This window comes from Stenotrophomonas sp. GD04024 (assembly GCF_029837545.1).
GTDB lineage: Bacteria > Pseudomonadota > Gammaproteobacteria > Xanthomonadales > Xanthomonadaceae > Stenotrophomonas > Stenotrophomonas forensis.
In genome coordinates this window covers 1-23249 of record NZ_JAOEDV010000046.1, presented here as the reverse complement: position 1 = coordinate 23249, position 23249 = coordinate 1, and the positions used below count along the sequence as shown (strand labels likewise).

General features: G+C 65.9%; 17 protein-coding genes and 2 pseudogenes. 8 read left to right on the top strand and 11 right to left on the bottom strand.

Annotated elements, in window-relative coordinates; translation table 11 throughout:
• Nucleotides 1-60: 60 nt before the first annotated feature.
• The gene (locus N7590_RS14645) at nucleotides 61-2184 is read right to left on the bottom strand and encodes a methyl-accepting chemotaxis protein (RefSeq protein ID WP_164241809.1); all 2124 of its coding nucleotides are present in this window, start codon (nucleotides 2182-2184) and stop codon (nucleotides 61-63) included.
• Nucleotides 2185-2419: 235 nt separating this feature from the next.
• Between N7590_RS14645 and N7590_RS14640 the strand changes: the two genes are divergently transcribed.
• Together N7590_RS14640 and N7590_RS14635 are read left to right on the top strand one after the other, a co-directional pair.
• Nucleotides 2420-3379, top strand: coding sequence for a murein L,D-transpeptidase (locus N7590_RS14640; protein ID WP_053510412.1), 960 nt, complete (start codon nucleotides 2420-2422; stop codon nucleotides 3377-3379).
• Nucleotides 3380-3383: 4 nt separating this feature from the next.
• The gene (locus N7590_RS14635) at nucleotides 3384-4028 is read left to right on the top strand and encodes a M23 family metallopeptidase (protein ID WP_053510406.1); all 645 of its coding nucleotides are present in this window, start codon (nucleotides 3384-3386) and stop codon (nucleotides 4026-4028) included.
• Between the two features lie 103 nt (nucleotides 4029-4131).
• On the opposite strand, the pseudogene N7590_RS14630 reads toward N7590_RS14635, so the two are convergent.
• Nucleotides 4132-4362 (bottom strand): annotated as a pseudogene (locus N7590_RS14630) (hypothetical protein); the annotation flags it as partial.
• A 55-nt stretch (nucleotides 4363-4417) separates the two neighbouring features.
• On the opposite strand from N7590_RS14630, the gene N7590_RS14625 reads away from it, so the two are divergent.
• A complete protein-coding gene (locus tag N7590_RS14625; protein WP_164241811.1) occupies nucleotides 4418-5146 on the top strand; it encodes a hypothetical protein in 729 nt (242 codons plus the stop codon).
• Nucleotides 5079-5861 (top strand): hypothetical protein, encoded by a 783-nt coding sequence (locus N7590_RS14620; RefSeq protein ID WP_279935681.1) that lies wholly within the window; start codon nucleotides 5079-5081, stop codon nucleotides 5859-5861. The genes N7590_RS14625 and N7590_RS14620 overlap by 68 nt, the downstream gene beginning before the upstream one ends.
• An 841-nt stretch (nucleotides 5862-6702) precedes the next feature.
• On the opposite strand, the gene N7590_RS14615 is transcribed toward N7590_RS14620, so the two are convergent.
• From N7590_RS14615 to hflK, 5 genes are all read right to left on the bottom strand, one after another.
• Nucleotides 6703-7059 carry a hypothetical protein gene (locus N7590_RS14615; protein WP_053510402.1) on the bottom strand — a complete coding sequence of 119 codons (357 nt, stop codon included), beginning with the start codon at nucleotides 7057-7059 and terminating at the stop codon, nucleotides 6703-6705.
• Nucleotides 7060-7738: 679 nt separating this feature from the next.
• Nucleotides 7739-9031 carry an adenylosuccinate synthase gene (locus tag N7590_RS14610; RefSeq protein WP_014038120.1) on the bottom strand — a complete coding sequence of 431 codons (1293 nt, stop codon included), beginning with the start codon at nucleotides 9029-9031 and terminating at the stop codon, nucleotides 7739-7741.
• Nucleotides 9032-9322: 291 nt separating this feature from the next.
• Nucleotides 9323-9508 (bottom strand): DUF2065 family protein, encoded by a 186-nt coding sequence (locus N7590_RS14605; RefSeq protein ID WP_005410640.1) that lies wholly within the window; start codon nucleotides 9506-9508, stop codon nucleotides 9323-9325.
• 68 nt (nucleotides 9509-9576) lie between these two features.
• Nucleotides 9577-10440, bottom strand: a complete 864-nt coding sequence (locus tag N7590_RS14600) for a protease modulator HflC (RefSeq protein ID WP_006463283.1) — start codon at nucleotides 10438-10440, stop codon at nucleotides 9577-9579.
• On the bottom strand, nucleotides 10437-11570 hold the full coding sequence (hflK, locus tag N7590_RS14595) for an FtsH protease activity modulator HflK (protein ID WP_053510401.1): 1134 nt from the start codon (nucleotides 11568-11570) through the stop codon (nucleotides 10437-10439). Before hflK ends, N7590_RS14600 begins: the two co-directional genes overlap by 4 nt.
• Nucleotides 11571-11723: 153 nt before the next feature.
• On the opposite strand from hflK, the gene N7590_RS14590 reads away from it, so the two are divergent.
• Nucleotides 11724-12719: a YhdH/YhfP family quinone oxidoreductase gene (locus N7590_RS14590; protein WP_279935680.1), complete on the top strand. Its 996-nt coding sequence runs from the start codon at nucleotides 11724-11726 to the stop codon at nucleotides 12717-12719.
• Nucleotides 12720-12807: 88 nt separating this feature from the next.
• On the top strand, nucleotides 12808-13179 hold the full coding sequence (pilH, locus tag N7590_RS14585; protein WP_005410644.1) for a twitching motility response regulator PilH: 372 nt from the start codon (nucleotides 12808-12810) through the stop codon (nucleotides 13177-13179).
• Nucleotides 13180-13267: 88 nt separating this feature from the next.
• On the opposite strand, the pseudogene N7590_RS14580 reads toward pilH, so the two are convergent.
• Together N7590_RS14580 and N7590_RS14575 are read right to left on the bottom strand one after the other, a co-directional pair.
• Nucleotides 13268-13390 (bottom strand): annotated as a pseudogene (locus N7590_RS14580) (J domain-containing protein); the annotation flags it as partial.
• A gap of 92 nt (nucleotides 13391-13482) precedes the next feature.
• A complete protein-coding gene (locus N7590_RS14575; RefSeq protein ID WP_049457947.1) occupies nucleotides 13483-14370 on the bottom strand; it encodes a DnaJ C-terminal domain-containing protein in 888 nt (295 codons plus the stop codon).
• A 261-nt stretch (nucleotides 14371-14631) separates the two neighbouring features.
• Between N7590_RS14575 and N7590_RS14570 the strand changes: the two genes are divergently transcribed.
• Both N7590_RS14570 and N7590_RS14565 read left to right on the top strand, forming a co-directional pair.
• Complete coding sequence (locus tag N7590_RS14570) at nucleotides 14632-15114, top strand: peroxiredoxin (protein WP_164241815.1); 483 nt, start codon at nucleotides 14632-14634, stop codon at nucleotides 15112-15114.
• 29 nt (nucleotides 15115-15143) lie between these two features.
• The gene (locus N7590_RS14565; RefSeq protein ID WP_164241816.1) at nucleotides 15144-15719 is read left to right on the top strand and encodes a ferritin-like domain-containing protein; all 576 of its coding nucleotides are present in this window, start codon (nucleotides 15144-15146) and stop codon (nucleotides 15717-15719) included.
• Nucleotides 15720-15833: 114 nt separating this feature from the next.
• Here N7590_RS14565 and pbpC read toward each other — a convergent pair whose 3' ends face one another.
• Complete coding sequence (pbpC, locus tag N7590_RS14560; protein ID WP_164241817.1) at nucleotides 15834-18215, bottom strand: penicillin-binding protein 1C; 2382 nt, start codon at nucleotides 18213-18215, stop codon at nucleotides 15834-15836.
• A 49-nt stretch (nucleotides 18216-18264) separates the two neighbouring features.
• A complete protein-coding gene (locus N7590_RS14555) occupies nucleotides 18265-23172 on the bottom strand; it encodes an alpha-2-macroglobulin (RefSeq protein ID WP_164241818.1) in 4908 nt (1635 codons plus the stop codon).
• Nucleotides 23173-23249 lie beyond the last annotated feature (77 nt).

The following is a 23249-nucleotide window of genomic DNA, read 5'->3' as shown; positions in this document are numbered from 1 at the left end:
ATCCACCGGAACGCGGCCGCAGTGCCCTGCGGCCGCACATTTCCAACGTAAGTGACGTGCTCAGGCCGCGCGACGCGGCATGGCGGAAGCTGCTGCGCCTTCCACCTTGAACACCGACACCGAGGTGGTCAGCGCATGTGCCTGTTCTTCCAGCGCACGGCTGGCAGCGGTGGCTTCCTCCACCAGCGCGGCGTTCTGCTGGGTGACCTGGTCCATCTGCACCACCACCTGGTTGACTTGCTCGATACCGGCGGCCTGCTCCTTGCTCGCCGCAGCGATGTCGCTCATCAGCTGCGTGGTGCGCGAACTGGCCTGGGCCACGCGTGCGATCGCAGCTTCGGATTCAACGGTCACTGCCAGGCCACTCTTCACCTTGGCGGCAGCATCTTCGATCAGTTCCTTGATCTCCTTGGCGGCGACACCGGCGCGCTGCGCGAGCGTGCGCACTTCGCTGGCGACCACGGCGAAGCCACGGCCCTGCTCGCCTGCGCGGGCAGCTTCCACCGCCGCGTTCAACGCGAGGATGTTGGTCTGGAACGCAATGCCGTCGATCACGGTGGAGATTTCCGAGATGCGGGCCGAGGACTGGTCGATCTCGCCCATCACCGAAGCCATCTGTGCCATCGCCTGTTCGGTCTCGCGCACCGCGGCACCGGCGGCGTGTGCTTCGCTGTCGGCCTGGCGGGCCAGCTCGGCATTCTGGCGCACGGTGGACGTCAGTTCCTCCATCGATGCAGCGGCCTCTTCCAGATTGGCCGCCTGCTGCTCGGTGCGGCGCGACAGGTCGTTGTTGCCTGCGGCCAGTTCCTGCGCCGCGTTGTTGATGCTGTCTGCCGCCACCTGGATGCCGCGCACGATGCCGGTCAGCTGCGCGGTGGTGGTGTTGGCATCGTCGCGCATGCGGGCGAATACGCCGTCGTACTCGCCATCCATGCGTGCGGTCAGGTCGCCGTGCGAGATCGCGCGCAGCACGTCGGAGACATCGGCGATGCTGGCCTGCGAGCTGGCCATCATGCCGTTGAGGTGCTCGACCATCGCCTTGAACTGGTACTGGAATGCGGCGGCGTCGCCGCGCATGCTGAAGTCGCCAGCGCGCGCGGCGCGGGCCAGCTCGTCAATCTGCGCGTTGATCGCCATCAGGCTCTGCTTCACCGCGGCCAGGGTGCGGGTCAGCGCGCCCTTCTCGCCCGGGTAGTCCGGCAGGTCACGGCTGAGGTCGCCGATGGCGTAGCGCTGCATCACCTCGGCCATCAGCAGTTCCACCTGCACGTGCGATTCGACCAGGCTGTTGGTGGCCTGCACCATGCGCCCGAAGTCACCCGGGAAAGCGCTGGCATCCATGCGATAGCGGATCGCGCCCGCCTCGTGCTGCTCGGCCATCTGCAGCTGTGCGCCGATCGCGGCCTGCACGCTCTGCCGCACACTGGCCATGGCCTGGCCCAGCTGGGTCAATTCGTCACGACCGCCAAGCCGGAATTCCTGGTCCAGCTCGCCCTTGGCCAGGCGCTCGGCCAGGTTCACTGCGCGCGCCAGCGGAGCGGTCAGGCTGCGGCCGATCATCACCGAGGCAGCAATGCCAACCAGCAATGCAACGCCGCCGAGCACCAGCAGCTGCAGCAGGCTGCGCTCGCCCAGGCGGATCGCCTCGGCGGCTGCATCACGGCTTTCCTTCTCTTCGAAGTCCACGCCATCGGACAGCGCCTTGTTCCAGCCGTTGGCCGCTTCCTGCACCGGGCCCAGGGTCAGCGCCACCGCGCCGGGATAGTCACCCTGCTCCATCAACTCGCTGGTCTGCTTGTTGAGCGGGCGAGCGAGGGCGCGCTTGGCTGCGATGGTTTCAGCAATGGCCTTGCCGTCGGCATCGCTGGGCAGCGCCTGGTAGGCGGACCAGCTGGCCTCGTAGCGCTTGACCAGATCGGCAATGCGCTGCTCGTCGTGGTCACGGTCATCGCCCTGGCGGATCAGCATCTCGCGGCGCACCACCATCATCTGGTTGTTGGCATCGAGCATCTGCGACAGCAGGCGCACCTTGGCCACGCTGACATCGACCACCTGCTGCATTGCGCGCTTCTGCACGACGCTGGCGGTGGCACCCGTGGCCACCACGGCGGCAACCAGCAGCAACAACAGGCCAAAGCCCAGCCCAAGACGCCAGGCGACCCTGACATTCCTCAAGTAGTTCATCGGTACATCCAAAACGGGGGGATGCGCCCGTATCGGCCGCGCTGCCGGCATTCTTTATCGGCAACACACACGGGCGTCGGCAGCCGTTCACCTTGGTGAGGCCACGCACGTCGCTTCTGCGACAAGGGCCCGGGCCACGCCAGGGCTGCCCTGATCATGCCGGCATCAGGTCGCTTTCACGGGGGCTGCGCAGCCTCTCCGGGCAGGGTGGAGCTGCCATCTGCCGGAGTCCTCCATGCCCGTATACCGCCCCGCCCTGCTCGCCCTGTCCTTGCTGGTGTCCCCCGCCTTCGCGCAGGTGCCGCCGCCGGCCCAGCTGCCGGAGCCCATTGCCGAGAAGGCCGGACCCGATACCGCGCCACGCTCTGCCCTGCACGCCCAGGTGCTGCTGGATCGCGCGAATTTCTCGCCGGGCCAGATCGATGGTGAAGTGGGCAGCAACCAGCGCCGGGCGGTATCCGGCTTCCAAGCAGCGCGCGGGCTGACCGTGACGGGGGAACTGGACGACGCCACCTGGAAAGCGCTGCAGGCCGATACGGTTGGGCCGCTGGCCAGTTACACCCTGACCGCCGAGGATGTGGCCGGCCCCTTCCAGGCGATTCCCAAAGGGCCTGCCGCACAGGCCAAGTTGAAATCGCTGGGCTACGCCAGCGTGGCCGAAGCCCTCGGCGAGCGCTTCCACGCCTCGCCGGAACTGCTGAAGGTGCTCAACCCCGGCGTCGATCTGGCCAAGGCGGGCAGCCGCATCCAGGTCCCCAACATCGCACCGGCCGCATTGCCGAAGGCCACGAAGATCGTGGTCGACAAATCCGACTCCACCCTTCAGCTGCTGGATGCGCAGGGCAAGGTGATCGCGCAGGTACCGGTGTCCTCCGGCAGCCAGCATGACCCGCTGCCGATCGGTGAATGGAAGATCCTCGGCGTGTATCGCGATCCGCCCTTCCACTACAACCCGAAACTGTTCTGGGATGCGCGCAAGGGCGAGAAAAAGGCCACGCTGCCGCCGGGCCCTAACAATCCGGTCGGCCGGGTGTGGATCGATCTGTCCAAGCCGCATTACGGCCTGCACGGCACGCCCGAGCCCGGCCACGTCGGCAAGACCGAATCGCACGGCTGCGTGCGCATGACCAACTGGGATGCGCTGCGCGTAGCCGATGCCGTGGATACCTCCGTTCCCGTCGTGATGCAGGAGTGATGCGATGCGCCTTTCGCAGCTGATCGTGCTGGGCGTGCTGCTGGGCCTGGGTGCTGGCTGGTGGCTGCGCCGCGATGCGGCTCAGCCGGTGGCCGTTGCCCAGCCTGCCCCGCAACCCACAGTGGCTGCAACGCCGGTGAAGGCGCCTGCAGCTCCGCAGCTGGATGCAGCGCCTTCCGCATCGGTGGCACCGTCGGCCAACGCGAGCGGCACGCCAACCGGCCTGTTGCTGCCCGTACAGGGCATCGAAGCCTCGCAGCTGCTCGACACCTTCACCGATGCACGCAGCGAAGGGCGCGTACACGATGCCATCGACATCATGGCCGACGCCGGGACGCCGGTGCTGGCCGTGGCTGATGGCACCGTGGAAAAGCTGTTCGACAGCGAGCGCGGTGGCCTGACGATCTACCAGTTCGAACCCAGCGGACGTTGGTGCTACTACTACGCGCACCTGCAACGCTATGCCGATGGGCTGGCAGAAAAGAAGGTGATCAAGCGCGGGGAAGTGATCGGCTACGTCGGCAGCACCGGCAATGCCAGCGCCGAGGCCCCGCACCTGCATTTCGAGGTGCACGTGCTGGGGCCGGAGAAGCAATGGTGGAAGGGCGAGTCGATCAATCCGTACCCGCTGCTGCGGGCGGGAGGCTAGCGCGTCTGCCGCTTGGCAGAGCCAGTCGCAGTGATGCCCGATTTGGGCACGATCCTACCCAAATTGGGTATTTGGCAAGTGCACTGCCGGGCATGGCCCGGCGCTACCGGGGTGGAGGACGGCGTCGCCAGCGCCGCAGCGCGATGCTGGCAGCCGCCAGTCCGCCACCGGCAATCAGTAAAAGGAGCGCCACCGGCGGCCAGAAGAAGAACGGCCACAGCCAGAGGTAGTCCAGGTCGGTCAGTTTCAGCACGTCCATCGGCGGCAGCAGGTCCACCGAGGCCGCACGGCCGGCCAGCGCCGGGTCGACCGCCAGCACGGTCAGCCGCAGAGTTCAATGGATTAATAGAATATCAAGTGTCGTCACATCAGAAATCAAGAGTCAACAGTTGGCAGTAGCTGCACATTGCGGACTAAGGATTCCTGAGACGCTTATTGCTGCAGACCCAGTACTGGTGCGCAGTTTTGTAAGAAGGCAGGGCAAAGTGGTCATCAAGCCATTCAACCCCTATAGTTGGCTAGACAAGTCCGTTGCCAAGAAGCGGACGACATTCGCTAATATCATTGATGTTGAGCAGCTCGACCAGTGCACTGATCAGGAGATTGGCACGACACCTTGCATCTACCAGGAATATCTGTCTACTGCTGCAGACATTCGGGTTGGCGTCATAGGAGAGAAGATTTTTGCACTTTCCATGAACCACAAAGTCGCAGGCAAGATTGACTTCCGAACGATGGAGGATAGTGACCTATCATATGAAATGCGCCCGGTTCCTGGCGATATAGAAATTGGACTCAAGAGAACAATGCGCGAGCTTGATATCAACATTGCCAGCGCGGATTTCGTGATAGGAAGTGATGGCGAGTGGAGATTTATCGAGCTCAATCCGTCAGGTGCATTTCTATTCTTAGAAAACAGGTGTCCCAACATTAAGATTCTTTCGGCAACCGCTTCACTGCTCTGCTACGGCGGCGTCGTTGACCAATACGAGAAGGAATTCCCTGCACCTGTCGACTTCGTTGGATCACCAGATCATGCTAGATGGAAGGATGAATTTGAAGCCTTCAATCGAGGCAATAGTGCGGGAAAAAACATTACGTATATCGGCAACCCCTGAGACCAGAGTTATGCATGTCACCAATATGGCATTTTTGACTTTACTCTTCTGTGGCAGCGCAGTTGCTCGTGGAGATACAGACAACGAAAACGAGGAAATCTGGCGGATACGCCAGATGGCGGCCCAGCTTGCTGACCTACAATCTTCCGAGACCTGCAAATGGAGGCCTGAATCCGAGACAACATTCGCGGACGATATTGAAGCTGGTGAGCAAATTCTTGCACCTGATCTTTTCGCCACGATCTCAACAATGATTAGGCAGGATCAGAATGCGCTGGCCATCTTCAATTCTTTTTACGATAGCGCACAGGCCGACAAAGCGGCAACTAGATTGCGAAAGGTAAATGCCAGAAATCTCTCTATCATGAAGCAATATTTCGCTACCAACGAGTTCCCCGGAACCAGTGAGATTGGTGAAAATGGAATAAATGCACTGCTATTATTGATTGCGCACGCCGATGCAGATATCGAGTTCCAAGAAAGGATGCTAGAAATGATAAATGCCAAGGTTAGCAAGGGGAAGCTTCCCGAGTATATTCCTTCCATCTTGAAGTCTATTCGTCCGCAGCTGAGCAAGTCGAGCGCGGCACCGGATAGGTCTGCCTTGGTTCCGTTGGACAGAGAGATTTCGGAGACCCCGCGCCAATGCTATTACAGCACGAGATCAAAATTAATTCTTGAGCATTTGCGAGACATCTATCAGTTTCACGACTAGCAGTTATCTCGCGACAGGTTGCGCATCCATGATATCTCAGGGAGAGACAGGCTGCGAAACCAATCCTTCCCCAAGGCCTGAAGTTTCGCAAACATGCCCATCTTGCAACCAGCTTTGGCGGTTATTGCGGAAATCTAGCACCGGGTAATAGTGCAGCTTACAGGTGGTCATGGCGCACACGCCAACCAATTTGCCTGACCGGGGCGACGAAGCGTGATCAGCGCACCGAACCCTGAACACCTTGCCCACGATGGTCTGGATGGAAATACGCATAAGGCTTTCAAATTGGCGAAGGTGCGGTAGTCATGCTGACCGAGATCAGCCCCATGCGACTCGGAAACTCGTCAGCACCTGCCGGGTCGAGACCGTGGCTCGGCGTACTCGATTATATAATGCCCGGAAACATGAGCGATTGACCGCTTCAACACCATCCAGCGGAACAGCCTTATCTGAATGTTCCCGTTTACTTAGTGCCGATATCTTAATTGCTCCGCTTGCACTGGTATTTGCATTGCCACCGATCACTAGCAACGCATGTAATTCAACGCGACCGGGAAGGTCATACGCTTATCTCGCCCGGCCGTTCTGGAAGGCCCTTCCTCATCCGATGAAATACTTCGCTGGCAGGTTCTGACGGAAGAGTGATTCGACTGCCCGCACTCCCCCCCACAGGATTGTAGTGCCGGCCGCTGGCCGGCTGCTTGAGACGCACGATCTGGCACGTCAGTTTGACTACACCAGTGTGCCCTACCGCGGCTTGGCCAGGGACGGAATGCAGCGCATATCCCAGTCCCTTGCCCCATCATATGGCCAGGCTGGGCATCGCACATGCGGAAGGAGGTCAGGCCGGCCTGACTTCCCTGCAGACCAGCTCGGCAAGTTCGCGGCAGGCGAAGAACAGCCCTTCCACCACACCTTCGTCCAGGTGCCTGCGCGGCGTCGCCATGGTGGCGCAACGGTTGGCCGCATGCAGCATCTCCACCGCGGTGAGGATGCCCACGGCCGCACGGTCGATCCGCGCCAGGGACTGACGTCTTCCGTCGGACAGGTTTTCCTCCGGCCAGAGCATGCCATCGGAGCCTTCGCCATCTCGGATGCGCGTGAGGCAGCCCTGGAACGTGCTGAGATCGTCGGCGGGATTGGCGTCGTCGTTGATGGGCTCAACAACATGGAACGGCGGGGTCTTGCGAGTGGTCATGGCGTCGGCTTCCGTAGCTGTACGTGACAGCGCCACCGCGTGGAGGCGGGGTGGCGGACGGTGCGGGTTGCAAACCGGGATAGATAGTTACCAATGACCGGCGGGTCCGAAGACCCCCACGCACCGCCCGCCATAAAGGCCGACGGATTGCCAGCCGGCACCGCTTCAGGACGGTGCCGGCTGGCAAGCGTAAGTAACACCTATCTCGGGTTTGCACGCCCGGCCACCCTTTTCCGGTGGCGCGCCATGGTGTCTACGCCTGCATGTTCGATTCAATGAGAAAAATCAGAAAGGTTCGGATGAATCGAGAGCGCAGGGCGAAGTGTTGCATGCGCGGGGAATGGTGGATGCGACAGGAACAGCCGCGACTGTGCTGATGCGCGGATGGGAGCGACGCGCGGTGACGCAAACAACCCTCACTTCAGAATGGCGCGTGACGTTTATCGCTTACCAGAAGTTGTATGCGGGGAGCATCAGGGATGTGTGGCTTGGGAGAATTTGACGTGGTCGGCCGAATTGGCGTGCTGAAAGCGACATGTTGGTGGCTTCGGTTCTGCCAGCCATGGGCTGGCACTACTGGAGCCCGCACGGGCTGCCGACAGATGAAACCGGCCCAAAACAAAGCGCCGCGACCCCACAGGGAGTCGCGGCGCTCTTTTTTCAGTTGAACAGCGTTACCTCAGGCGAACGGATCCTGCAGGACCATGGTGTGGTCGCGGTCCGGGCCGGTGGAGACGATGCTGATCGGGCAACCGGCCAGCTCTTCCAGCGAACGCAGGTAGGCACGTGCGGCCGGCGGCAGGTCGTCCCAGTTGGTGATGCCGTGGGTGTTCTCGCTCCAGCCCGGGAACTCCAGGTACACCGGGGTGCAGTCTTCCCAGCCCTGCGCGTCCAGCGGCGCGTACTCGGTGCGCTTGCCGTTGTATTCGTAGGCGATGCAGACCTTCAGCTTTTCCATGCCGTCCAGCACGTCCAGCTTGGTGATGCACAGGCCGCTGATGCCGTTGATGGCCACGGCGCGCTTCAGCGCAACGATGTCCATCCAGCCGCAACGACGCGGGCGACCGGTCGAGGCACCGTACTCGGCGCCGCGGTCACGGATGCCCTGGCCGACTTCGTCGTCCAGTTCGGTCGGGAACGGGCCGCCGCCGACGCGGGTGGCGTAGGCCTTGGCGATGCCCAGCACGTAGTCGATCGAATCGGCGCCGACGCCGGAACCGGCCAGTGCGCCACCGACGGTGGTGTTGGAGCTGGTGACGTACGGGTAGGTGCCGTGGTCGATGTCCAGCAGTGCGCCCTGCGCACCTTCGAACAGCACGCGCTTACCCTGCTTGCGCAGGTCGTGCAGGATGCCGGCCACGTCGGACTTCATCGGCTGCACGTACTCGCCGAAGGCCAGTGCTTCGTCGAAGGTCTTCTGGAAGTCGACCGCATCGGTGTTCAGATACTTGGTCAGCACGAAGTTGTGGTAATCCAGCGCGGTGCGCAGCAGTTCTTCCAGCTGCTTCGGGTAATGCAGGTCGGCGATGCGGATGCCGCGACGCGCCACCTTGTCTTCGTAGGCCGGGCCGATGCCACGGCCGGTGGTGCCGATCGCCTTGCCGCCGGCAGCGCGTTCGCGCGCCTGGTCCAGAGCGATGTGGTACGGCATGATCAGCGGCGCGGCCGGGGAGATCTTCAGGCGCGAACGCACTTCCACGCCGGAGGCTTCCAGCTCGGCGATTTCCTTCTGCAGCGCGGCCGGCGAGATCACCACGCCATTGCCGATCAGGCACAGCGCATCGTCACGCAGGATGCCCGACGGAATCAGGTGCAGGACGGTCTTCTTGCCATTGATGACCAGGGTGTGGCCGGCATTGTGGCCGCCCTGGAAGCGCACCACGGCGCCAATTTCCTCGGTGAGCAGATCGACGATCTTGCCCTTGCCTTCATCGCCCCACTGGGCACCCAACACTACGACAGACTGACCCATGACGGGCTCCTCGATTTGTTGCGGCCATCGGGGCCGCGGACGGGTAAACCGTGGCGGGGCTGGCCAGCACCTGGATGGCGGCTCCAAACGGGGAGCGCCGGCGATGGAAGGCCCAGACACGGAAAAAGCCGAACGGGGAGGCCCGTCCGGCTTTTGTGCATTATCCGGGTTTCCGGGGTCGGGTGCCACCTTTCCGACGGGCGGCTTCACCGGCCGGTCAGGCGCCTTCCCGGTGGTGCCGGCCGCTGGCCGGCAATGCCAGGTTGCCGGCCAGCGGCCGGCACTACCCTTTCAATGCCGGGCCCACCACAGCAGGCTCAGCCCGGCCAGCAGCACCAGCCCGCCGAAGCTGCGCAGGGCCGGGCTGGGCAGGTCCAGCAGGCGCTCGGCCATGCGCTTCCAGGCGAACGGGGCAACGAACAGGAACAGGCCTTCCAGCACCGCCACCAGGCAGACGGCGGCGAACAGATCTTTCATGGGGGGACTCCGGAAAAAGCACGGGGCCCGGCATCTGGCCGGGCCCCGTGGGGTAATGCCCTGCGACCTCAGCGGTCGTTCTTCAGGTACTGCAGGAACGGGTCGTTCTTGTCGAGCACGATCACGCCGTTGCCGTCGGTCATGGAGCCACGGTAGGCCTCCAGGCTGCGGTAGAACGCGTAGAACGACGGGTCGGCCGAGCCGGCCTTGCCGTAGATGCGGGCGGCATCGGCATCGCCTTCACCGCGCAGGCGCTGTGCATCACGCTCGGCTTCGGCGATCAGCACGGTGCTGTCACGGTCGGCCTGGGCGCGGATGGTCAGCGACTGTTCCTCGCCTTCCGCACGCAGCTTGGCCGCTTCCTGCTTGCGCTGCGCGCGCATGCGCTCGTACACGTCGTTGATCACCTGGCTGTCGGTCGGCAGGTCCACCTGCTTGATGCGCAGGTCGATCATCTGCATGCCCAGCCCGGCCACGGCCTCGTTGATCCCCTTCAGCTGCTCGGCGATCAGCTCGCTGCGGTCGCCGGAGACCAGCTGCTGCAGGGTGCGCGAGTTGATCTGGTTGCGCAGCGAGTCGGTGATGATCGGGGCCAGGCGGGCATTGGCGATGCGCGGATCCCCACCGGTGGCACGGAAGTAGTCACCCACGTTGGAGATGTAGCCGATGGCGAAGAAGTCGACGCTGACGTCCTTCTGCTCGGCGGTGAAGTAACGCGCCGGGGCGGTGTCGAGCACCTGGAAGCGGCGGTCGAAGACCTTCACCGTTTCCACCACAGGCACCTTGAAGTGCAGGCCCGGCTTGATGTCCGAACGCACCACCTTGCCCAGGTTCAGGACCATGGCGGTCTGGTCCTCGCGGACCACGTACACCGAGCCGAGCAGGCCCAGCGCTACCGCTACGATCACGGCGATCCAGATTGGACTCTTCATCGGCTGCCCTCCTCACGGCCGCTCGGTCGCCCGGTCGGGCGGCCCACCGGCCGGCCCGGATCACGGGAAGCTTCCGCCGCTGCCCCCGGCAGCGACGGCATCACCACGTCCGGGTTCGCCACTGCGGCCGGGGCCGAGGTGCTGGGACGGGTATCGCCGGTCATCGGCACGTAGATCAGCTGGCGGCCATCGCCACCGATCACCTTGCGGTTCTCGCTCAGCACCTGCTGCACGGTCTCCAGCCACAGGCGCTTGCGGGTCACTTCCGGGGCGTCCTTGTACTGGGCCTGCAACAGGCTGAAGCGCTGCGCGTCACCCTCGGCCTTGGACACCACGGCCTGCTTGTAGCCCTCGGCGGTGGTACGGGCGCGCGAGGCCTGGCCTCGGGCTTCCGGCACGACCTTGGCGGCGTAGGCCTGGGCTTCGTTGATCAGGCGTTCCTTGACCTGCTGGGCGCCGTTGACCTCGTCGAAGGCCGGCTTCACTTCCTCCGGCGGACGGGCGTCCTGCAGGGTCAGGCCGGTCACGGTCAGGCCGGTCTTGAACGCCTTCAGCAGCGCCTGCAGGCGCTCTTCGGCGGCCACGGCCAGCGGGCCACGGTTGTTCAGCACGGCATTGAGGTCGGCGCGGCCGACTTCCTCGCGCACCGCGCTCTGCGCCGACTGCTCCAGCACCTGGTTGGCATCGACCGTGCCGAACAGGTACTGCTGCGGGTCGTCGATGCGGTACTGGACGTTCAGCGAGACGTTGACGATGTTCTCGTCACGGGTCAGCACCGGCACCTGGATCGAGAACGTCTTGATCTCGGTGGCATTGACCTTGGTGACCGATTCGATCGGCCACGGCAGCTTGAAGTTCGGGCCGGGCTGCAGGATCCGCGAGAACTGGCCGAAGCGCAGCACCACGCCGCGCTGCTGTTCGCCGATCAGCTGGAAGCTGGAGAACAGCACCAGCAGCACCACGGCCGCGACGATCCAACGCACGATGCCGCCGTCGAACAGGTCCTTCAGCGGCCCGGGCAGTCCACCCCAGCCACCACCATTGCCACCGCCGCGCGACCCGAACGGCCCGCGTCGATTGTCCTCGGGGCCTTGTCCGCCCTTGTTGCCGCCGGGTGTATTCCAGGCCATGCACGCTCCATCAAGATGTGGGCTGCGGCGCGGGCCCTTCCCGCGGCGCCAGCCGTGAAACCATTACCGATCATACAAGATGGGGCGGATCGGCAGGATCGAAAGGGGGGCAACGGGGTAAGGTGGCGTTTTCCTCGAAGTCAGGCAGCGCCGATGGCCCCCACCACCCCGTTCACCGCCTTCCGCATCGAAAACGACGACGCCGGCTACCGCAGTGGCCTGGCCCGGCTCAGTGTCGACGACCTCAACCCCGGCCAGGTGCTGATCCGCGCCCACTGGTCCTCGGTCAATTACAAGGATGCGCTGGCAGGCACCGGCAAAGGGAAGATCCTGCGCCGCTTCCCGCTGGTGGGCGGCATCGACGTGGCCGGCACCGTGGTCGCCAGCACCGACCCGGACTGGCGTGAAGGCGACGCGGTACTGGCCACCGGTTGCGGCCTCAGCGAGACCCGTGACGGCGGCTACAGCCAGTACGTGCGGCTGGAGTCGCGCGCGGTGATTGCCCAGCCGGCCGGGCTGAGCCCGCGCGAGGCGATGGTGCTGGGCACCGCCGGCTTCACTGCCGCGCTGGCGCTGCTGCGCATGCAGGACAACCGGCAGACCCCGGACCTCGGCCCGCTGGCGGTCACCGGCGCCAGCGGTGGCGTCGGTGCGCTGGCGCTTTCGATCTTCAGCTGTGCCGGCTACAGCGTGCACGCGATCAGCGGCAAGCCGGACCAGGCCGACTTCCTGCGCGCCATCGGTGCCAGCGAGGTGCTGCCGCGCGCGGCGCTGGCCGACACCGGCCCGCTGCAGTCGGCGCGCTTCGGCGGTGGCCTCGACAATGCCGGCGGCCCGATGCTGGCCAGCCTTCTGGCGCAGACCGTGCCCTATGGCAGCGTGGTCAGCGCCGGCCTGGCTGCCAGCCCGACGCTGGACATGACGGTGATGCCGTTCATCCTGCGCGGTGTGTCGCTTCTGGGCGTGTCTTCGGCAAACGCACCACGCGCGCTGCGCGAGGAAGTGTGGGCACGCCTGGGCAACGAGTGGAAACCGCAGCACCTGGACCGCATCTGCACCGCCGAGGTCGGCCTTGATGGCCTGCCGGCGGTGTTCGAGCGGATGCTGGCCGGCGGCTCGCTGGGCCGCACCGTGGTGCGGATCGACTGAACGTCGCAGGCAGGCGACGGACGGCACGCGCGCCCCTCCCGCCGGTAATGTGCCCGCACTACACTGCGGGCATTACATGGGGAACAACATGGCACGCATTCTGATCGTCGACGACTCACCGTCGCAGCTGTTGGGGATACAGCGCATCGTCGAGAAGCTCGGGCACCAGATCCTGACCGCCACCGATGGCGCCGCCGGGGTCGAAACCGCCAAGGCCGAGCTGCCCGACCTGGTCCTGATGGACGTGGTGATGCCCAACCTCAACGGCTTCCAGGCCACCCGCACCCTCGCCCGCGACGAGGCCACCCGGCACATCCCGGTGATCCTGGTGACCACCAAGGACCAGGACACCGACCGCATGTGGGGCATGCGCCAGGGCGCCAAGGCCTACATCACCAAGCCGTTTTCGGAAGACGAACTCTCCGAGGTGCTGGAGCGGGTGTTCGCCGGGCAGGGCTGAAGCCCGCGCGGTAGTGCCGGCCGCTGGCCGGCAACCACGCATCACCGTCCCGGGCAATGAAATTGCCGGCCAGCGGCCGGCACTACCTTCAAATGCTTTCGCCGAACGCCTTGGCCAGGTTCCGGTAGGCCTTTTTCTGCGCCTCGTCGGTCGCAGCCGGGGCCACGATCTCGATCTCGACGATCTGGTCGCCGTCCGGATTGCCCGGCAGCCGAGACGCGCACGGTAGTGCCGGCCGCTGGCCGGCAGCCACGCATCACCGTCCGGGGTAATGAAGTTGCCGGCCAGCGGCCGGCACTACCTTCAAATGGTTTCGCCGAACGCCTTGGCCAGGTTCCGGTAGGCCTTCTTCTGCGCCTCGTCGGTCGCAGCCGGGGCCACGATTTCGATTTCAACGATCTGGTCGCCGTCCGGATTGCCCGGCAGGCCGCGCCCGCGCAGGCGCAGCTTGCGGCCGGCATCGGAATCGGCCGGGATCTTCAGCTCCACCGCACCGCCCAGGGTCGGTACGCTGATGCTGGTGCCCAGCGCGGCCTGCCATGGCGTGACCGGCAGCGTGTAGAGGATGTTGCGGCCATCGACCTCGAACTGCGGGTGCGCGGCGTACTCCACTTCCAGCAGCAGGTTGCCACCGTGGTTGCCCTGCCCTGCCAGGCGGATCACCTGACCCGGGCGGATGCCCTTGGGCACGCGCACGTCCAGCTGCTTGCCGTTGACGGTGATGCGCAGGCTGTCGCCGTTGTAGGCCGCCTCCAGCGGAACCGACAGCTTGGCGCGGGTATCACGGTTGGGCGCATGGCCCTGGCTGCTGAAACCCGGCCCCGGGCCGGCACCGCCACGCTGGCGTGCGAACAGGCTCTCGAAGAAGTCGCTGAAGCCGCCATTGGGGCCGCCACCGCCGAACACTTCCTCGAAATTGAAGCCACCGGCGCCGCCATAGTTCGGCGGCACGTTGAATTCCTCGCCCGGGCGGTACCCCTGCGCGCGCAGCTGGTCGTAGGCCGCGCGCTTCTCGGGATCGCGCAGCGCCTCGTAGGCCTCGTTGACCGCCTTGAACTTGTCTTCGGCCCCGGCCTCCTTGCTGACATCCGGGTGGTACTTGCGTGCCAGCCGGCGGTAGGCGGTCTTGATCTCCGCCTCGCCCGCGCTCGGTTCCACCCCCAGGGTGGCGTAGTAATCCTTGAATTCCATCCAGCTACCTCGATTCGCTTCGGCCGCGCCGGTGGCGCCGCCCCGGGTTCATTCTACGCGCCGGCGATGCTACGCCGCCCATCGTGCGGCCCCGGTGAGGCCGACTGATCCTGCGCAATGCGCTTGCCATCCCCCTGCCCCAGGCTATGGCTGGAAGCCCCCGCCGCAAAGCCTCAAGATGGGGCCTGCACACGGGTTTTCCAATGTCTTGACGCCCCTGTCCCATGCCGGCCACTAGCCTGCCCCTGCAAGGAGTTCACCATGACCATCCACGTTGGCGACCGCATCCCGGAAGTGACCCTCAAGCGCATCCGCGAGGGCATCGAAACGCTCGATACGCATTCGCTGTTCGACGCACGCAAGGTGGTGCTGTTCGCTGTGCCCGGTGCGTTCACCCCGACCTGCTCAGCGCGTCACCTGCCCGGCTACGTCGAAAAGTTCGAGGCGTTCCGCCAGCGCGGCATCGACGTCTACTGCATGGCGGTCAACGATCCGTTCGTGATGAAGGCCTGGGCGGCCGAGCAGAATGTGCCCGATGGCCTGCTGATGCTGTCCGATGGCAATGCCGAACTGACCCGCGTGCTCGGCCTGGAACTCGATGCCAGCGCCTCGGGCATGGGCATCCGCTCGCGCCGCTTCGCCCTGTACGTGGTCGACGGCGTAGTGCGCGCAGCCTGGATCGAACAGCCCGGCCAGTTCGAAGTCTCTTCAGCCGAGTACGTGCTGGAGCACCTGCCCACCTGACTACCAACCGCAAGAGGAAACGGCCAGCCATGTCCAGCAAGCCAGCCAAAGCCCCCAAGCCCGCCGCGAAGATTCCCGGCATCAGTGACCGCAAGACCCTGCGTGACCGCGCCCGGCGCAACATCGAGGATGGTGCGATCACCGACAGCTACAGCGCCGACCGCAAGGTGGTGATCAAGCTGCTCAACCATGCCCTGGCCACCGAGTATGTGTGCGTGCTGCGCTACTACCGGCACTACTTCATGGCCAAGGGCATGCTGGCCGACGCGGTCAAGGCCGAGTTCCTCGAGCATGCACAGCAGGAACAGGCACACGCCGGCAAGCTGGCCGAGCGCATCGTCCAGCTCGGTGGCGAGCCAGACTTCAACCCCGATACCCTTACCGCACGATCGCATGCCGAGTACAAGGAAGGCAGCGACCTGCGCGACATGGTCCGCGAGAACCTGGTGGCCGAGCGCATCGCCATCGACAGCTACCGCGAGATGATCAACTTCATCGGCGACCGCGATACCACCACCAAACGCATCCTCGAAGAGATCCTGGCGCAGGAAGAGGAACACGCCGACGAATTCGCCGACCTGCTGGATGGGTGGATCGGGGAATGATCTGGTAGATGCCCACCTTGGTGGGCGCCTTTGCCGCGTGCCAACCAAGGTTGGCACCTACCAGAGCACGACGATGTCGTTGGCGCTGGACCGAGCGCCGACCCAGGGCGGCACCTACCGGAGGACGTTGAACCGCACCTGCGTCCATGCCCCATCGGCCGCCAGCGCGGTCAGGGTGTGTGCGCCCGGGTCGGCAAACTCACGCTGCATCAGCTGCGCGCCACGGGTCTGTGCGATCCAGCGCCCATCCAGCAGCCAGTCCACCGCCTGCTCGCTGCCCAGTGCGCGCAGCTGCAGGCGCACGCCATGCTCCGCATTCGGCGCGCGCGCCAGCGTGGCGCCGTCATTGAGCCCGTCAATGTGCAGCGCGACGCTGGCCTCGCGGCCATCATCACGGCAATCCGGCGACAACGGCGGCAGCTGCGAGGCCTGGCGCGTGGCGCTGGACAGCCAGGGCGACAGCAGCGCCGGCCAGCGCGCGATCTCACGCGCCACTTCTTCATGGGGCGCGCTGCAATCGGCGGATACACGCAGGCCGCTGCGGGCATCGGCCAGGTAGCGCTGTCGGCCCGGCTGCCAGCGTCGTGCTTCGCGCTCGGGGAAGGTTGGCGGTGCCGCGCCCTCAAGCAGGTAGGCCGGCATCCGCCGCTGGCAGAGTGCGGCCGGCAGGCCTTCGGCCCGCTCGCCGGTCGGCCAGCAGATGTCTTCCTGGCTGACGCTGGCCGGCATCGGTGCGGCAGCCGAGTCACCGCGCTGGCGCGGCAGGCTGTCCACCACTTCGAACATCAGCGGCAGGGCGGTGACCGCACCGTACTGGCCGGGAAGCGGCGTGCCGTCCGGACGGCCCACCCACACGCCCACGGTGTAGTGGCGGGTACTGCCGATCGCCCACGCATCGCGGTAGCCATAACTGGTGCCGGTCTTCCAGGCCACCCGCGGGCGGCCACCGACGTCGAAGGTGCCGACGCTGTAGCCCGGGCGCGGGTTCGACTCCAGCATCTCGCGCACGATCCAGCTGGCCCCCGGCGAGGCCAGGCGGCGCTCGATCATCGGCTCGTCATCGGTGTAGCGCACGCGGCCGGCGATGCCATTGCGGTTGAGCGCAGCGAACGCGCCGACCAGATCCTCCAGGCGCGCGCCGGTGCCGCCCAGGATCAACGACAGGTTGGGCGTGCTGCCGGGCGGGAAACGCAGCTGGATGCCGGCGTGCGACAGGCGCGCGGCAAAGCGCGCCGCGCCGACCCGCTGCAGCAGGTCCACCGAAGGCACGTTGAGCGACAGCCGCAACGCGCTGGCGGCGCCGATCGGCCCGTTGAACGCCATGTCGAAATTGCCGGGGCGGTAGCTGCCGAAACTCTGCGGTGCATCGACCAGCAGGCTTTCCGAATGGATCAGGCCATCATCCAGCGCCATCGCGTACAGGAATGGTTTGAGCGTGGAGCCCGGCGAGCGCCAGGCCTGCACCATGTCCACGTGGCCCAGCCGCTGGCGATCGCCGAACGCCAGGGTGCCGACATAGGCGCGCGCCTGCAGGGTCTGGTTGTCGACCACCAACAGCGCTGCAGACGTGCGTTCCGGCAGCGTCGAGAAATAGCTGGCCACGCGTTCTTCCAGCGTGCGCTGCAGGCCGATGTCGATGCTGCTCTGGATGCGTGCCTGGCCCGGATGCGCCGAATGCAGGCGCTGGGCCAGCAGCGCGGCGTGCAGCGGCGGCCGCAGCGAGCGTGCCACCACGTTCTCGATGCGCGCGTCCTCCACCTCGTCCGGCGTCCACGCACCCAGTTCGGCCATGCGTGACAGCACCTTGTCGCGCGCCTTCTGCGCCGCTTCCGGGTGGCGGTCCGGGCGCAGCCGGCTCGGCGCCTGCGGCAGCACCGCCAGCAACGCTGCCTCGGCGTGCGACAACTGCGCCGCCGGCTTGCCCAGGTAGGCCCAGCTGGCCGCTTCCACGCCCTCGATAGTGCCGCCGTAAGGCGCGCGCTCCAGGTACAGGGCCAGGATCTGCCGCTTGCTCAGGTGCACTTCCAGCTGCACCGCGCGCAGCATCTGCTTGAGCTTGCCCCACGGCGTGCGCGTGTGCGGGTCGAGGATGCGTGCGACCTGCATGGTCAGGGTCGAACCGCCGGACACGATGCGGCCGCCGCGCAGCAGCTGGCCACTGGCACGCAGGATCGCCAGCGGATTGATGCCCGGATGCCGCCAGAACCAGCGGTCTTCGTAGGTCAGCAGCGCCTGCAGGTACAACGGCGAGACGCTGTCGATCGACGCCGGATAGCGCCACACGCCCTCGGCATCGGCGAACGCACGCAGCGGCGTACCGTCGGCAGCCACCACCAGGGTACTGGTATCGCGCTGCTTCGGCAGCGGCGGCGGGAAGGCGAAATCCAGCACCAGCAGCAGCGCCAGCGTAGCGGCCGTGCCCCATCGCAGCCACGGCCACAGCGGCCGCAGCCAGCGGCGCAGGGCCGCCAGCCGGGTCGTCATCGTGCGTTTCATTGCAGGTTGCCAGTGGGACGGGCCGCGCCGTCGCGGCCCGTCCGCGCGGTCACGGCTGCACCACCGTGATCGTGGTCGGGTTGCTGCGGCCCACGCCACGCAGCTGCGGGCGGTACATGTCCTCCACCAGCGGCGGCGGCACCGAGTAGGTACCCGGGGTCACCGCACGCACCAGGTAGAACACGCTGGCCTTGCTGCCACGCGAGAGCTTCAGCGCGGCCACGTAGCGGTCGTCGCGGAACTCCTCGTGCTTGGTGTCGGCCGCTTCACCACGGTCGCTGATGGTGATGCCATCGACCACCACGTCGGCCCACTGCTTGGCATCGCCCAGGTTGAAGTTCTCGATCTCCAGGCCGGCCGGCAGCAGGTCGGTCAGCAGCGCGTCGGGCATCGTGGTATCGGCGGTGACGGTGACGCGCACGATCAGCGCTTCGCCTTCCTTCAGCGGACGCGGCGACCATGGCTTGCCATCGGTGCCGTAGTAGCTGCGCTCGATGCCGAGCACGCTGTTGTCCGGTGCCGGCGCACTGCGCGGAATGCCGGCCACGTCGATGCTGGCGAACATCGGCGGCTGGCCCTGCGGGGTGAAGCGCACGCCACTGGCCAGCTCGCTGGCGCTGAAGTTGCGGCCGAACAGCTTGCGTTCGCTGATCGCTTCGGTCGTGCCGCCGATCACCAGCTCACCGGCCACCAGCGCCTTCTGGTTGGCAGCCAGGGCCTTGCCGAGGCGGGCGATGGCCACCTGTTCCTGCGTGCTGAGCCACATCCAGCCGGCATTGCGGCGCGCATCCAGGCCACGGCCCAGATCCACCGCACGCGCATCCCAGGCCGGCTTGGCCAGCTTGTTTTCGTGGGTCAGCGCGATCATCAGCGCGTCATCACGGATCGCGCTGCCGTAGTCGCCGAAGTACGACGGGCGTTCGCTGCTGGACTTGGCGAAGGCCGCGGCCAATGCCGCCTGGCCACGCTTGGCATCGCCCTGCAGCGACAGCGCCACGCCCAGGTGGACCAGCGACAGGCCGCCGACCGCCTTGCTGCGCTCGTTGTCGTACAGCGTGCGCAGGGTACCCAGCGGCGCGCGGTTCACCCGGGCCAGCACATAGCCCGAATACGCCTGGTTGGCGAACTTCAGCTTCTCGCGGTCGTCCTGGCCGTAGAACTGGTTGCCACCGGACAGCAGGTCCTCGCTGAGGCGGTTGAGCGCCTTCTGCAGCACGTTGTCGGGCACCGCGAAGCCGGCATCCTTGGCGTCGAGCAGGAACTCGGTGATGTAAGGGGTCAGCCACGGGTTCACGTAGCCATCGTCACCCCACATCGAGAAGTTGCCGTTGGCCACCTGCATCGACGCCAGGCGGCCGAACGCGCCTTCCATGCGCTCGCGGCGGGTCTTGGCGTCCAGGCCGTCGGCGCCAAGCATCGACGACGTGGCCTGATCCAGGATCAGCGCGGCGTAACCCTTGCTGGTGGTCTGCTCGGCACAGCCATACGGGTAGTTCAGCGCGCCCTGCAGCGCACTGGCGAACGGGATCGGTGGCAGCGGGCTGACCAGCAGGCGTGCATTCACCGACTCGGACATCAGCCCATCGGTCAGGCTGTTGTCGAGGCTGACCGCGGCCAGCGGATCGAGCGTGCGCACCTGCGAGCGCAGCACCTGCGGCCACGCCGCACGCACCGGCAGCTCGTAACGGCGATCGGCCTTGAAGCCGTTCCCGTCCACGCGCACCCGCACCTTGGCCACGCTGTGGCCCTCGCGTGCCGACAGCGGGAAGCTCAACGTGGTCTTGGCGTCGGCATTCAACTGCACGCTGCGGCTGCCCTCGCCCAGGTTCAGCGGCCCCTCGCTTTCCACCTTCACGTTGAACTGGCCCGGCTTGCCGGTGAAGTTCTGCACGTCCAGGGTCACGGTGCTGCGGTCGCCCGGCGCCAGCACGCGCGGCATGCTGGCCTCGGCCAGGATCGGCGCACGCACCACGGTTTCCACGTCGCGCTTGCCGTACTGGTCATCGCTGTAGACCAGTGCCGACACGCGCAGGGTGCCGTTGAAGTCCGGCACCTTCAGGCGGATGCGGGCGATGCCCTTGGCATCAAGCTGCACCGGGCCGGAGAACAGGTCCACGGTCTGCACGCGGGCGGTGGGGCGCTTGGCCTGCGGCAACGCCTGCAGGGCCATGTCACCGCCGAACTTCAGCTTGCCGGCGCCACCGTCGAAGCTCTCGATCACCCGGCTGTAGATGTCGTAGGCATCAATGCCGAGGCGACGCTGCGCGAAGAAGTGCGCGCCGGCATCCGGCACCGGGAAGCGGGTGATGTTGAGGATGCCCACATCCACCGCCGACACGGTGACGTGTGCGGTCTTGCCCGCCAGCTGCGGTGCGCTGACCGTTACCGGCAGGTCCTGCTCCGGGCGCATCTGCTTGGGCGCGACCAGGCCGACGGCCACGGTGCGGCCCTTGCGGTCCATCGGCACATGCACCACGCCCACGGCACGGGCCGGGGTGATCTTGCTCGGCGCACTGCCGCCGCGGAACACCAGCGCGGTGATGTAGACGTCGTGGCGCTCCCAGTCGGCGGTGACCGGAATCTTGAAGGTCGAACCCGGCTTGGCCTCGATGTCCTGCACGTACAGCATGCGGTCGGTCTCGACCATCAGGATGCCCTTGCCGGCGTGCGGCGGGGTCACCGTCACTTCCAAGGTGTCACCGGCCTTGTAGCCGGTCTTGTCCAGGCCCAGCTTGACCTTGTCCGGGCGCGCGTCCAGGCCGCGGTTGTCATCGCCCCAGCTCCAGCCGGCGCGGAACGGGTAGCGGCTGGTCAGGCCGGTGGACGGATCGAACACGTCCACCCGGTATTCGCCCCACTCCACCGGGAAATCGAAGGCGACCGCGCTGCTGCCGGCGTCGACGGTGCGGGTTTCCTTGTTCTCGAAGCGGCGGGTGAAATCGTAGTCCCAGCGGTTGTCGTTGAACGTCCAGTGGTAATCGCGCAGTTCGCGCACCAGGGTGATCTTCAGGCCCTTGGCCGGCTGCGGATTGCCCGCGGCGTCCACGCGCATCAGCTCGAAGCGCGCATTGCCATTGGAATCGGCACCATCATCGGGGTTGAACAGCGGGCGCACGCCGACCAGCGCGTTGGCCGGCCACATCACCCGCTTCAGGGTACGGGTGACCGTGCGGCCACCGGTCTCGTACAGGCTGCCGGACAGCACCACCGCGATCGGCGCCTTGGCCTTGGCCGCCTCTTCCGGCAATGCCACGTCCTCGCGCAGCTGGCCATTGGCCGGCAGCGTGGTATCGACCACGTCCTTGGCTTCGCGCGGCAGCTGCAGGGTCGGGTCACCGAAGAAGTAGCCCGGCAGGCCCTCCACCGGCTTCTGTTCGGCCGCCACCGCCATGCGCGCGGTGAAGCGGTTGCCATCGGCCGGCGCGCCATACAGGTACGCGCCATTGGCCTGCAGGCGCAGCGCCTCGCCCGGCTTCAGGGTCTTCTGCGCGCTGTCCAGGTCCAGCTTCATGCGCTCGGGCAGGAACTCCTCGATGCGCAGGGTCATGCCCTGGATCGCTTCCTTGCTGGCCGGGTCGGTGCGGAACTCGACCTGCCAGCGCCCGGTCGGCGCTTCAGCCGGGATCACCTGCTCGAAGTTGATGTAGCCCTGGTCGCCCGGCTGCAGGCGGGTCTCGCGGAAGGTCTTGCCGTCGGGCTGCTTCAGGCGCAGGAACACCGGTTGCGCCTTGACCGGCTTGCCATCGTTGTCGCGCAGCAGCGCGGACAGGCGCACGGTCTCGCCCGGGCGATACAGGTCACGGCCCGACCATGCGTAGACGTCGAACCACGCGTTGTCACGGCCGGCCACGGCGAACTCGCTCAGGTCCAGCGCCGGCTGGTTGAACGGCAGGAAGCTGGTGTCCTTGCCACTGCTGGCGACCAGCACATGGGTGGCATCCAGGGTGTAGTTCAGTAGCGCATTGCCGTTGCCGTCGGTGCTGCCCTTCAGCACCACCTCGCCCTTGGCATCGAGTACGCGCAGGTCGATGCCCTTCAGCGGCGCGCCGTCCTTCAGGCCGGCGGTGTGCACGAACAGCTTGTCCTTGTAGGCACGGGTATGCAGGCCGATGTCACTGACCGAGAAGAACGCGGTATCGAACTCGCCTTCATAGTCACCGGTACGCTTGAGCAGGGCGAAATACAGGCCCGGCTCCTGCAGCTCCTTGATGTCCTGGGTCGGCAGGTAGGTCAGCACCCGCTCGTTCTGCTTGCCGCCGAGGATGAAGCGGTTGACGTAGACCGGCTCGGCCAGCTTGTTGATCGGGCTGCGCTCGTAGTCACTGCTCAGTTCCCAGCTGCCGCGGCGGCCACCGCGCTGGTACTGGCTGAAGAAGGTCGGCAGGTCCTTCTCGCGCACGCGCAGGAACTCGACGTCGACCTCCGGCACGTTCACCGAGACCACCGGCAGGCCGCGGCTGTCCTTGGCCGGCAGCACGCTGCCCTGCGAGGCGAAGCCGACCACCGGCTTTAGCTCGCCGCTGAACACCTTCTGCTTCAGTTCCTTGCCCAGGCGGCTGCCATCGGCGGCCAGCAGGTCCGGCGAGACCACCAGGCTGAATTCCTTGCCGGCCTCGACGAACGGGTAGCGCAGGGTCAGGCCGTCGTCGGACAGCGTCCAGCTGCTGTCATCGGTGCCGACCTTCTCTTCGAAGCGCACCAGCTTGTCGAAGTCCTGAGTGCCGACCAGCGGGCGCGAGAACTCCAGCGCCAGCGACAGGCCGTCATTCTTCTGGTCCGGGTAGGCGCGCAGCAGGGTGAATTCCTTCACCTGCTCGGACTTGGTGGTGATGGCTTCACCGCTGGCCTTGGGCAACTGCCCGCTGTCGTTGCGGCAGCCGGCCAGGCCCAGCAACAGGCCTCCTGCCAGTAACGCCGCCGCCCATCCCCACCGCTTCCGCCGCGCCGGACCGCTCATGTCGTCACTCCTTGATCGAGGCGGCCATTATAGGCGCGCCGCGTCAAGGTGTTGACGCGAATCCGGCAATTGCCCGG

Coding starts and splice junctions, on each gene's coding strand:
- N7590_RS14600 (WP_006463283.1), bottom strand. CDS start 10,440: ATGAAGAGTCCAATCTGGATCGCCGTGATCGTAGCGGTAGCGCTGGGC.
- N7590_RS14640 (WP_053510412.1), top strand. CDS start 2,420: ATGCCCGTATACCGCCCCGCCCTGCTCGCCCTGTCCTTGCTGGTGTCC.
- N7590_RS14620 (WP_279935681.1), top strand. CDS start 5,079: ATGAATTTGAAGCCTTCAATCGAGGCAATAGTGCGGGAAAAAACATTA.
- N7590_RS14635 (WP_053510406.1), top strand. CDS start 3,384: ATGCGCCTTTCGCAGCTGATCGTGCTGGGCGTGCTGCTGGGCCTGGGT.
- N7590_RS14615 (WP_053510402.1), bottom strand. CDS start 7,059: ATGACCACTCGCAAGACCCCGCCGTTCCATGTTGTTGAGCCCATCAAC.
- N7590_RS14570 (WP_164241815.1), top strand. CDS start 14,632: ATGACCATCCACGTTGGCGACCGCATCCCGGAAGTGACCCTCAAGCGC.
- N7590_RS14575 (WP_049457947.1), bottom strand. CDS start 14,370: ATGGAATTCAAGGATTACTACGCCACCCTGGGGGTGGAACCGAGCGCG.
- N7590_RS14605 (WP_005410640.1), bottom strand. CDS start 9,508: ATGAAAGATCTGTTCGCCGCCGTCTGCCTGGTGGCGGTGCTGGAAGGC.
- pbpC (WP_164241817.1), bottom strand. CDS start 18,215: ATGAAACGCACGATGACGACCCGGCTGGCGGCCCTGCGCCGCTGGCTG.
- N7590_RS14555 (WP_164241818.1), bottom strand. CDS start 23,172: ATGAGCGGTCCGGCGCGGCGGAAGCGGTGGGGATGGGCGGCGGCGTTA.
- N7590_RS14645 (WP_164241809.1), bottom strand. CDS start 2,184: ATGAACTACTTGAGGAATGTCAGGGTCGCCTGGCGTCTTGGGCTGGGC.
- N7590_RS14610 (WP_014038120.1), bottom strand. CDS start 9,031: ATGGGTCAGTCTGTCGTAGTGTTGGGTGCCCAGTGGGGCGATGAAGGC.
- N7590_RS14590 (WP_279935680.1), top strand. CDS start 11,724: ATGGCCCCCACCACCCCGTTCACCGCCTTCCGCATCGAAAACGACGAC.
- N7590_RS14565 (WP_164241816.1), top strand. CDS start 15,144: ATGTCCAGCAAGCCAGCCAAAGCCCCCAAGCCCGCCGCGAAGATTCCC.
- pilH (WP_005410644.1), top strand. CDS start 12,808: ATGGCACGCATTCTGATCGTCGACGACTCACCGTCGCAGCTGTTGGGG.
- hflK (WP_053510401.1), bottom strand. CDS start 11,570: ATGGCCTGGAATACACCCGGCGGCAACAAGGGCGGACAAGGCCCCGAG.